Genomic DNA, 10,783 nt, shown 5'->3' with positions numbered 1-10,783 from the left:
TGGCGGGAGCGCGCGCGGCACGCCGTCGAGCGCGGCGAGCGCCTGGACGCGCTCATCCCGCGGATGCTGCTGGACTCGCCGCTGAGCATGGTCGGGTATTGGTGGGGCACCTCGATCGGCTGGGTCTGGGGGATGGTGTGGTCGACGGGGCGCGTCGAGAGGCGCGCCGGGCTGTGGGTGTTCTCGGGCATGCCGTCGTGGGCCTTCGGACGCGGCGGCGTCTGCGTCGGAGGCTGCTACCTGACCGGGTCGGCGCGCGTGACCGACGCGGTGCTCCGCCACGAGGCGGTGCATGCGCGGCAGTGGCGCCGGTACGGCTTTCTCATGCCGCTGCTGTACCTGCTCGCAGGACGCGACCCGTTGAGGAACCGCTTCGAGATCCTCGCCGGCCTCGAAGACGGCAACTACCTCCCCCGCGGCGCCGCCCGCTAGCCCGGTGGTCGCGTGCCACGCCCACCCGGTGGGTCGCAGATGGCCGCAATCCCGCACTCGTGGCGACCATTCGCGGCCCCGCCGCGACGACGCTGGTGCGATCGCGTCGATGGCGACCGCAAGCGCTCGCGCCGGGAACGAACCCGGGTCAGCGGGTGCTGACGAGCCCGAAGCGCTCGGGCGTGTGCACGTGCTCGGGCGCGATGCGCAACGTCTCGGTGAGGTGGTCGAAGATGTCGGCCGTCCCGAGGAACCCGCCGAGCAGATAGATGCGCGTGCCGACGGCGCAGGCGGCATCCGCGGTGTCGGCCGGGCACAGCATCTCGTCGGCCCATGCGTTCACGGCGCGTGTGAGCGCCTGGCCGGGCGCGCACGCACGGCCCGTGCCGGGGTCGCCCGTGCGACGCGACCGGTCGAGCCACGTGACGATCATGCGGGCGGGCACGTCGATGGGGGAGATCCACCCGGCATCCGGCACCTCGATGAACACACGGCCCGTCGAACAGATCGGCAGAGTCGCGAGCAGCGCGCCGAGCTCGGCCAGGGAGTTCTCATCGGCGGTGATGAGATGCTGCACGCGGGTGTGGCGCGGCGCCTTGCACGCCGACGCGTTGTGCGCCGACGCAGGCACGTGCACGACCGGTGAGCTCATAGTGACTCCACTATAACCCGGTTAAGGGGAGGCTTACCTCATGGTCGCGTATCGATGATGATCTCGCGCAGTGCCGTGACCTCGTCGTCGGCCATGCCGCCGGCGCGCAGGTAGTCCGCCGCGGAGCCGAACCTCGCCGTCACATCCGCCAGCAGCGACCGCATCACCGCTGCGGGCGAGCGCATCACGAGGTCCTCGAGGTGGCGCGCCCCCGGGTGCAGCACCCGCAGATGGGCGATGAAGCGCTCGCTGCGCTCCCTGGGCAGGAGGGTCTCGGTGCGCGCATAGTCGCTGACCACGGCATCCTCCTCCACCCCGGAGGCGGCGAGCATGAGGGCGACCGTCACGCCGGTGCGATCCTTGCCGACCGTGCAGTGCACGAGCACCGGCTGGTCGGCGATGACGGCGCGGGCGACGTCGATGATGCGGTCGGATGCTTCGTCCACGAGGGCGCGGTACATCTCGGGCAGTGAGACATCCTCCACGAAGAAGGATGCCGTGGACCCGAGGAACAGCGGCACGCGCACCGTCTCGATGTCGAGCCCCGCAATGAGGCTCGGCTCGCGTACGAACTCGTCGTCATCGCGCAGATCGACGATACGACGGATGCCGAGGCGGCGCAGTTCGACGCGGCCCGCATCGCCGAGGTGCGCGAGGTTACCGGAGCGGAACAGCACACCGGAGCGCGTGCGCGCGCCCGCCGGGCCTCGCGCGCTTCGCGCGGCGAGCCCACCCACGTCGCGGAAGTTCGGGGCGCCGGGTACCCCTGTCATACCGAGTCGGCCACGGGGCGCTCGTGCTGCCGCGGCGGCACCGGGTACTTGCCGGCGATTGTGATCCGGTTGAACGCGTTGATGGACACGAGCATCCAACTCAGCGCGACGTACTCCTGCTCCGACAGGATGCCGCCCACCCGGTCGTACACGTCGTCCGGGATGCCCCGCTCGTGAATGTAGACGTAGCGCTCCGCCAGCTCAAACGCCGCACGCTCGCGGTCCGTGAACACGCCGGACTCGTGCCACGCCGGCAGCTGCGCGATCTCATCGACCGTCACCCCCGCCCGCACGGCGCGATCCACGTGGTTGCGGACGCAGTAGGCGCATCCGTTCAGTTGCGAGGCATGGATGAGGACGAGCTCCTTGAGCCGATCGTCGATGCCCGCCTCGACGCCGATCTCGCCGACGGTGCGCGAGAATGCGTCGAGGGCGTCGTAGGCGCGCCGCGCGGAGCGGGACAGGTGCACGCGACGCTCTGTGGACATGCTTCCACCCTACGGCGGCAGCGGGGCGAGCGGCGGGCGGAGCGCTCGGCGCGCAGGCGATTCGCTGGTATGGCCGACGCACCCCGCGGGCGGGTCGCAAGTTGCCGCCAAGGCGCTGGGATAGCGACCAGATGCGACCCCACCGCGATCAAGACAACCCCTCACACGGACCGGCGGGTCCCAATTGGTCGCAATGCACGTGAGGTACCGACCACGTGCGACCCCCTGTGACCCCGCGAGCGAGGGTAACCCGCCGGGCTGGGAGACAATGGCGGGATGGATGAGTTCCAGTTCCTTCCTGCCCAGGCTGCGGAGCTCCAGGCGGCGGGCATCGACGCCACCGTCCCGACGGTAAGGCGCCTCGCGCACGTGCTGTCGGACGGCCGCACCGTCAGCGCGCTCGCGTACGGAGCAAGCGACCCCGTCGTCACCTTTCTCCATGGCGCGGGGCTGAACGCGCACACCTGGGACACCACGGTGCTCGCGCTCGGGCTCCCCGCCCTCGCCGTCGATCTGCCAGGTCATGGCGATTCCTCCTGGCGCGACGACGCCGCCTACACGGGGCGCGTCCTCGCGGCCGACATCGCCGACGCCATCAGGGCCTGGACCGAAGTGCCCCAAGTGCTCGTCGGACAGTCGCTCGGCGGGCTCACGGGTGCCGCCCTCGCGGCATCCCACCCCGAACTCGTGCGCAACCTCGTCGTCGTCGACATCACGCCGGGCATCGATCCGGGCGGCGGCGCGGCACAGATCGCGGCATTCTTCGCCGGCCCCACCGAGTGGGCCAGCCGCGACGAACTCGTCGAGCGTGCGCTGGCGTTCGGCCTCGGCGGCTCCCGCGAGGCGGCAACGCGCGGCGTCTTCCTGAACACGCGTGAGCGTGCCGACGGCCGCATCGAGTGGAAGCACCACTTCGCCCACCTCGCGAACACGCTGGCGGCCGACCCGGCGGCAGCGCAGACAGCGGAGGCTCAGCAGCGCGCCCTCCGTGGTGCCCTAACGGCGTCGGGTTGGGGCGACCTGGCCGCCGTCACCGTCCCCGTCACGCTCGTGCGCGGCGAGCGGGGCTTCGTCACTCCCGCGGATGCCGACGAGTTCCGCCGTCGCGAGCCCTCGGCATCCGTCATCGATGTCGCTTCCGGCCACAACGTGCAGGAGGAGAAGCCCGTCGAACTCGCCCGGATCGTCGCGGGCGCCGCGGGTGCGTGAACGGCGGTCACAGCTCCTGACGGGGGTTGCGATGGTCTCGATACACCCGCGGCTACGCCGCGGGCACTCGACCACCGGGGGGAAGAGCACCGCGCCCGCCGCCGCGGGCACTCGACCACCGGGGGGCGGGCGCGGCACTCGACCACCGGGGGGCGGGCGCGGCCCGCCTCGTCCGACGTCTCTACCACCGGAGCGGGATTGCGACGCGCGATGACCTTGTGCGAGGCAGGATGACCCGCGGACACGCGCGCAAAGCCTAGGCTGTTACGCACCCGAGTTCGTGGGACGTGCGAACGGCAACGATGCACGCCCGCCCTTGCGAAAGGAAACCCCTCCTCATGCCTCGCCGCACCACTCTCGCCGCCGCTGCCCTTCTCGCGGCCGGCGCGCTGCTGCTCAGCGCCTGCACCGGTGGGTCGGCGCCCGAACCGACCGCCAGCGTCGGTCCTGCGGATCCCGACGCCTCCGTCGCGGTCCGCCTCGTCCTCGAGCCCGGCAATCTCGACATCCGAGAGACCGCGGGCGCCGCTCTCGATCAGATCCTGATCGACAACGTGTATCAGGGGCTGGTCTCCCGCACACCGGACCAGGAGATCGTCGACACGCTCGCCTCCAGTCACTCCGTCTCGGCGGACGGGCTGACCTACACCTTCACCCTCCGCGAGGGGGTCACCTTCCACGATGGCCAGGAACTGACTCCGCAGGATGTCGTCTGGTCGCTGCAGCAGGTGAAGGACACCGCGTCGTTCCGCGACTCCGCCCGCCTCGCGAACGTCGCCTCGATCGCCGCCGATGGCCAGGACATCGTGCTCACCCTGAGTGCCCCCGACTCCACGCTGCTGTGGAATCTCACCGGTCGCGCCGGGCTCGTCTTCAAGGAGGGCGACACGATCGACCGCAAGACGAAGACCAACGGCACCGGGCCGTTCGCGCTGACCGACTGGAAGAAGGGCGACTCGATCACTCTCGAGCGCACTGACGACTACTGGGGTGACGCGCCGTCCGTCGCCGAAGTCGTGGTGAGCTTCATCCCCGACACCCAGGCCGCTCTCAACGGCGCGCTGGCCGGCGAACTCGACGTCGTCACCGGGTTCGACGCCAACCTCACCGACCAGATCGAGGCGAACGGTGACTTCGCCGTCGTCCTCGGCAAGTCCACGGACAAGGGCACCCTCGCCATGAACTCGACCTCGGGGCCTCTCGCCGACAAGCGGGTACGTCAGGCGATCCGTCAGGCGATCGACAAGGAGTCGATCGTCGAGGCGCTCGGGGCCGGGCAGACGCTGTACGGGCCGATCCCCGAACTCGACCCCGGATACGAGGACCTCTCGTCGACGGCACCGTTCGATCCGGATGCCGCGAAGGCGCTCCTGGCCGAAGCGGGCGCCGAAAACCTCTCGCTCACACTCACGATCCCCGCGTTCTATCCCACGACGGTCTCGCAGATCCTGGTGTCGAACCTCGCCGATGTCGGTATCACTCTCAACGTGGATCCCGTCGAGTTCGCCACATGGATCAGCGATGTGTACACCAACCACGACTATGAGCTGAGCTTCGTGCTTCACCCCGAGTCCCGCGACTTCGAGAACTGGGCGAACTCCGACTACTACTTCACCTACAACAACCCCGAAGTGCAACAGCTGTATGCGGATTCAGTGGCCGCGACCGACCCGGACACCGCCGCCGACCTGCTCGCACAGGCCGCGAAGATCGTCGCCGAGGACCAGGCTGCCGACTGGCTGTACAACGGCGCCTCTGTCGTCGCGGTGAGTTCGAACGTCACGGGTTTCCCGACCACGGGCACGAACGAACGCATGAACCTCGCCGCGTTGATCAAGAGCCAGGGCTGATCGAGCGAGGGTGATCCGCTATGCGCTGACACGACTGGCCCTGCTCGCGCTGGGCCTGTTCGTCGCCAGTGCGCTGATCTTCCTCACGCTGCGGATCCTCCCCGGCGACGTCGCGCAACTCATCGCGGGGATGAACGCGACCCCGCAGCAGATCGAGGCCATCCGCGAGCGGCTCGGGCTCTCCGAGCCGCTCGCGGTGCAGTATCTCTCGTGGATCGGCGGGATCCTCCGCGGCGACCTCGGGACCTCGCTCCTTACCGGCGATTCCGTGGCCTCCGAGCTCCTCGAGAAGGGGCAGGTCACGATCCCATTGGGGCTCATGGCAATGACCGTCGCGCTGCTGATCGCGTTGCCGTTCGGAGTGATCTCGGCAATGCGGCGCGGCCGGCCGGCCGGCACCGCGCTCAGCGTCGGCGCGCAAACCCTCGCGGCCGTCCCGGTCGTGTGGGCCGGGATGATGCTCGTCCTCGTGTTCGCCGTGTGGCTCGGCTGGTTGCCCGCGCAGGGTTTCCCGCGCGGCGGCTGGACCGATCCCGGACTCGCGGTGCGGTCGCTGCTGCTGCCGGCGATCACGATCGGCGTCATCGAGGGCGCCATGCTCCTGCGGTTCGTCCGTTCGGCGACGCTGCAGGCGACCGGCCAGGACTTCGTCCGCACCGCCGCCGCGAAGGGTCTCACTCGCAGCCAAGCGCTCGTCCGGCACGGCCTGCCGACTGTCGGGCTGTCGATCATCACGGTGTTGGGGCTCCAAGTGGCCGGCATCATTGTGGGGGCCGTCGTGATCGAGCAGTTGTTCGGCCTGCCCGGCATCGGGCGGATGCTGGTGGCCGACGTCGGCAACCGCGACCTGCCGAAAGTGCAGGGCGAACTGCTCGTGCTCACCGGTTTCGTCCTCGTCGTCGGCTTCGTCGTCGACCTCGTCCACCGGGTCATCGACCCCCGGCAGCGGGAGGCGGAGTGATGCGACAGCGGGAGCGGCGGCAGCGGCGCGGGTGGCTGGCGTGGATGCAGCGGCTGTGGCGGCTCTCGACGGGCCGGTTCGGCATCCTCGTCGTGCTCACGGTCGGCCTCACGGCCCTCGTCGCGCGCTTCTGGACCCCCTTCGACCCGCAGCGGGTCGATGTCGCGGGACGCTGGGCCGGCCCCGGCATCCCGCATCTGCTCGGCACGGACGGGTCCGGGCGCGACATTCTCAGCCTTCTCATGGCCGGCGCCAGGACGACCGTCTGGGTCGCGGTCGGGGCGGGAGCGGTCGCGACCGTGCTCGGTCTGGTGCTCGCCACCCTCGGCGCCCTCACCGCACGATGGCTCCGCGAGAGCGTCGCCGTTCTCGTCGACGTCCTCATCGCCTTCCCGGTTCTGCTGATCGCGATGATGCTCTCGTCCGTCTGGGGCGGCTCGCTGTGGGTCGTCATCGTCTCGGTCGGGATCGGGTTCGGGGTCAACATCGCGCGCGTCACCCGGCCGGAGCTGCGTCGCGTGCTGCACAGCGACTTCGTCGTCGCCGGCCGCGCGGCCGGTCTCACTCCCTTCCAGAATCTGTGGCGGCATCTGCTGCCGAACGTCGCACCCGTGTTCATCGTCCAGCTGTCGTGGGGCATGGCCGTCGCCGTGCTCGCCGAGGCGGGCCTCAGCTACCTCGGATTCGGCGCGCCGCCGACCGAGCCGAGCTGGGGACTGCTGCTGAAGGACCTGCAGGCGTACATCTCGGTGCACCCGCTCAGCGTCGTCTGGCCAGGGCTCGCTATCACCGTCACGGTGCTCGGCCTCAACCTGCTGGGCGACGGACTGCGCGAGGCGACCGACCCGACACTCTCGCGCCGGGGCCGCGGCGCCGCAGCGGGTCGAGACGCGCGCGGCGACGCGGCGACGCCACAGCCGGCGGTGATCTCGTGAGCCTCGATGTGCAGAATCTCGTGATCGAGATCGACGGCCGCCTCGTCGTCGACGGCGTCTCGTTTTCGGTGCCGGACGGCGCCCGCGTGGGCCTGATCGGCGAGTCCGGGTCAGGTAAGTCGCTCACCGCACTCGCGATTCTCGGCCTGCTTCCGGAGGGTGCGACGGCGACCGGCAGCATCCGTTGGGACGGCCGCGAACTCATCGGACGGCCCGACCGCGAGCTCGCGCGGCTGCGCGGCGACGAGATCGGCATCGTCTTCCAGGAGCCGCGCACCGCCCTCAACCCCATCCGCACGGTGGGTCGGCAGATCGCCGAGTCCGTCCGCATCCACGAGGGACTCCGACGAAAGGATGCCGCGGCGCGCGCGATCGCCGAGGCCGAACGCGTGCGACTGCCCGATCCTGCGCAGATCGTGCGGCGCTACCCGCATCAGCTCTCCGGCGGCCAGCGGCAGCGCGTCGCGGTGGCGATGGCTCTGGCCTGCCGGCCACGGCTGCTGATCGCCGACGAACCCACGACGGCGCTCGACGTCACGATCCAGGCCGAGATCCTCGAGTTGCTGCACACGCTCGTCGATCGCGACGGAATGTCCCTCGTGTTCATCACCCACGACCTGGCGGTGCTGTCGCAGATCGCGACCGACGCCGTCGTGCTCGAGCACGGCCACGTCGTGGAGAGCGGACCGCTGTCGCGCCTGCTGACGGCTCCGGACTCCCCCGTCACGCAGGGATTGCTGCGCGATGCGACCGCGACACTGTGGCGCCCGGGAGGCATTTCGGGGGCAGACTTCCTCGCCACGCGGCGCGGCAGCGCCACTGAAAAGCTGTGGCGCCCGGGGGGGTGCGGCATGACCGAGCTCGTCCGCGTACGCGGCCTCACGCGCCGCTTCCGCCAGGGTCCGTCGCGGCCGTTCCAGCCGCGACCGTGGACCACCGCGCTCGACGATGCCGATGTCGACGTCGGCGAGGGGTCTGCCGTCGGCATCATCGGCGAGTCGGGGTCGGGGAAGTCCACGCTCGTGCGCCTGATGCTCGGCCTCGACGTTCCGACGGCGGGCACCGTCGAAGTGGCGGGTCGGCCCGTCGACGCCCGCGCCGGGGCGCGGGCGCTGCACTGGCTGCGGCGCGAGACGGGCATCGTCTTCCAGGACCCGTATGCGTCCTTGGATCCACGCATGAGCGTGGGCCGCATCGTCGGCGAGCCGCTGTGGGCACTCGGCATCGACGGGGATCGCCGCGCGCGAGTGCGTGAAGTGCTGACGGACGTGGGGCTCGAGCCCGCCATGGCGGACCGGTACCCGCACGAGTTCTCCGGCGGGCAGCGCCAGCGCATTGCGCTCGCACGCGCGATCGTGCACCGCCCTCGGCTGCTCGTGGGCGACGAACCGCTCTCTGCGCTCGATGTCACAGTGCGCGCCCAGATCCTCGACCTCATCCGCGAGCTGCGCAGCGCCCAGCGATTGACCCTCGTGATGGTCTCGCACGACATCGGCGTCGTGCAGAGCCTGTGCGACGAAGTGCTCGTCATGAAGGACGGCCGCATCGTCGAAGAGGGCCCGACCGAGAAGGTCCTCCTCGCCCCGCAGGTCGCCTACACCCGGCGGCTGCTGGCCTCGATCCCGGTCATCGATCCAGGGCAGACATCGCCCCCGGGGCTGTAGCGCCGCTCCCCCGGCATCCTCTCGCCGCCGCTTGGCGTCCGCGAGTGCGCCGGTTCGCGCCGACCGGGCCCGTTGTTGCGCGCTCATGACCGGCCCGCTCGGCAACAACCGGCACACTCGGGGTCCATGCGGCGGAACTGCCCGGGGTCGGGACAGGTCAGGCGGCGGTGGGCGGATGCCGAGTGTCTCAGGCCCGGCGTAGGGTGACCCCCATGCACGCGATCGTCCCTCCCTACCTCCTCGCCCGCCTCGCGACCGCCGACGAGCCGCACTTCGCCGTCGCGGCCGAGGCCGCCAGAGCGACGCTCGCCGTGCCGCGCGTGTACCATCCCGTCTCCCCTCCCCGGCGTGCGAACCTCGACGTCACCGTCGAGGGCGACGCGCTCGTGCTCGAGGGTTCCCCTGCACCCGATCGCGTGATCTCCGATGCACAGCACCGCGAACGGCTACCGGGCGTGCCGGTGCGGGGCGAGGACGACCCGGCATCCGACGACCTCGCCGTCAATCAAGCATTCGACGGGCTCGGTGACACGTTCGATCTGCTGTGGCACGCCTTCCGCCACGACTCGATCGACGGCATGGGCGCGACGCTCGAGGCGACGGTCCATTACGGCGATCGCTACGACAACGCGTTCTGGAACGGCGAGCGCATGGTGTTCGGCGACGGTGACGGCGAGGTGTTCACGGGTTTCACCGGCTCGGTGAGCGTCATCGGACACGAACTGGGTCACGGGGTCATCGAGCACGCCGGCGGCCTGGAGTACCAGGGACAGTCCGGAGCACTCAACGAGTCGATCGCCGACGTGTTCGGCGCCCTCACGGAGCAGTACTTGCGCCGCGAGTCCGCCGCGGAGGCGTCGTGGCTGATCGGCGCGGGGATCTTCACCGATGCTGTGCAGGGTATGGCATTGCGCTCGATGAGCGCGCCGGGCACCGCGTATGACGACGATGTGCTCGGGCGTGATCCACAGCCGGCGCACCTGCGCGATTACGTCCACACGACGGAGGACAACGGTGGGGTGCACATCAACTCCGGCATCCCGAACAAGGCGTTCCACCTCGTCGCGACCGGCCTCGGCGGATTCGCATGGGAGCGCGCGGGCGGCATCTGGTACACGGCCCTCACGAGCGGCGATCTCAGCCGCACGGCCGACTTCGCCGCGTTCGCCACCGCGACGACGGTAGTGGCGGTTCGGGAGTACGGTGAGGATTCGGAGGAGGCCGGCGCCGTCCGCACCGCGTGGAACGCCGTCGGCGTGACCAGTGGCGACGCAGGATCCTGACCCTGAGGCGGAGTCCGGCGCCGGCGCGGGTGCCGTGCCCAGACCCGCGTTCAACACCGGCCACGGCACCGGCGCGGTGCCCGAGGCAGCGCGCCCAGTCGTTGCGGTGACGGTCGTGCGCTCCGGGGGTTTCGCGGGCATTCCTCGCCGTTGGAGCGTGCAGGCGCCCCCGTCGGATGCCGACCGGTGGATCGCGCTGGTCGAGGGCTGCCCCTGGGATGAGGATGCGGACGACGGCGCGCACGGCGCGGCGCGCATCGACGGGCGCGGCGCGGATCGCTTCTCGTGGTCGGTGCGGGCGCGACTCGCCCAGCGCGAGCGCCGCGCGGAACTCACCGAGTCTCAGGCCGCCGGTCCGTGGCGCACGCTTATCGATGCCGTTCGCGACGCCGCTCCCCCACCCCCCACCCGCTGACCCGAAAGTCTTCGTGAGGTTCAGGCTGCCAGGGGTGTGAGTTCCACGTCGTATCCGAGAGCGCGGAGTTGGCGGAGGGCGTTGGTTTTGGCGCGTTCGGGGTCGGGGGCGTAGTAGTTTG

At 70.5% G+C, this 10,783-nt stretch carries 11 protein-coding genes; 8 read left to right on the top strand and 3 right to left on the bottom strand.

Annotated features, from left to right (window positions below; all coding sequences use genetic code 11):
* Positions 1-432 (top strand): Fe-S oxidoreductase (locus WBP48_RS02850; RefSeq protein WP_424435794.1); only part of this gene is annotated, 432 nt, incomplete at its 5' end.
* A gap of 148 nt (positions 433-580) precedes the next feature.
* Here the strand turns inward: WBP48_RS02850 and WBP48_RS02845 are convergent.
* Genes WBP48_RS02845 through WBP48_RS02835 form a run of 3 tightly spaced genes read right to left on the bottom strand, consistent with a single transcriptional unit; the run spans position 581 to position 2,345 of the window.
* Complete coding sequence (locus WBP48_RS02845) at positions 581-1,084, bottom strand: SIP domain-containing protein (protein WP_424435792.1); 504 nt, start codon at positions 1,082-1,084, stop codon at positions 581-583.
* Between the two features lie 38 nt (positions 1,085-1,122).
* Positions 1,123-1,857, bottom strand: a complete 735-nt coding sequence (locus WBP48_RS02840) for a tyrosine-protein phosphatase (RefSeq protein WP_424435789.1) — start codon at positions 1,855-1,857, stop codon at positions 1,123-1,125.
* On the bottom strand, positions 1,854-2,345 hold the full coding sequence (locus WBP48_RS02835) for a carboxymuconolactone decarboxylase family protein (protein WP_424435786.1): 492 nt from the start codon (positions 2,343-2,345) through the stop codon (positions 1,854-1,856). Before WBP48_RS02835 ends, WBP48_RS02840 begins: the two co-directional genes overlap by 4 nt.
* A 276-nt stretch (positions 2,346-2,621) precedes the next feature.
* Here WBP48_RS02835 and WBP48_RS02830 point away from each other — a divergent pair, with 276 nt between their 5' ends.
* The 7 genes from WBP48_RS02830 to WBP48_RS02800 all read left to right on the top strand — a co-directional run bounded on the left by WBP48_RS02830 (position 2,622) and on the right by WBP48_RS02800 (position 10,662).
* On the top strand, positions 2,622-3,554 hold the full coding sequence (locus WBP48_RS02830) for an alpha/beta fold hydrolase (protein ID WP_424435783.1): 933 nt from the start codon (positions 2,622-2,624) through the stop codon (positions 3,552-3,554).
* Positions 3,555-3,892: 338 nt separating this feature from the next.
* Positions 3,893-5,404: an ABC transporter substrate-binding protein gene (locus tag WBP48_RS02825; RefSeq protein WP_424435780.1), complete on the top strand. Its 1,512-nt coding sequence runs from the start codon at positions 3,893-3,895 to the stop codon at positions 5,402-5,404.
* 10 nt (positions 5,405-5,414) lie between these two features.
* A complete protein-coding gene (locus WBP48_RS02820) occupies positions 5,415-6,365 on the top strand; it encodes an ABC transporter permease (RefSeq protein WP_424435777.1) in 951 nt (316 codons plus the stop codon).
* Positions 6,365-7,300 (top strand): ABC transporter permease, encoded by a 936-nt coding sequence (locus WBP48_RS02815; RefSeq protein WP_424435774.1) that lies wholly within the window; start codon positions 6,365-6,367, stop codon positions 7,298-7,300. The genes WBP48_RS02820 and WBP48_RS02815 overlap by 1 nt, the downstream gene beginning before the upstream one ends.
* Entirely contained in the window at positions 7,297-8,964 is a 1,668-nt protein-coding gene (locus WBP48_RS02810) for a dipeptide ABC transporter ATP-binding protein (protein ID WP_424435771.1), read from the top strand. The genes WBP48_RS02815 and WBP48_RS02810 overlap by 4 nt, the downstream gene beginning before the upstream one ends.
* A 212-nt stretch (positions 8,965-9,176) precedes the next feature.
* Positions 9,177-10,247 carry a M4 family metallopeptidase gene (locus WBP48_RS02805; RefSeq protein ID WP_424435768.1) on the top strand — a complete coding sequence of 357 codons (1,071 nt, stop codon included), beginning with the start codon at positions 9,177-9,179 and terminating at the stop codon, positions 10,245-10,247.
* Positions 10,228-10,662 (top strand): protealysin inhibitor emfourin, encoded by a 435-nt coding sequence (locus tag WBP48_RS02800; protein WP_424435765.1) that lies wholly within the window; start codon positions 10,228-10,230, stop codon positions 10,660-10,662. Before WBP48_RS02805 ends, WBP48_RS02800 begins: the two co-directional genes overlap by 20 nt.
* Positions 10,663-10,783: the final 121 nt, after the last annotated feature.

It is taken from the genome of Microbacterium sp., from assembly GCF_049661145.1.
GTDB lineage: Bacteria > Actinomycetota > Actinomycetes > Actinomycetales > Microbacteriaceae > Microbacterium.
This window is presented reverse-complemented; position numbering and strand designations above follow the sequence as displayed.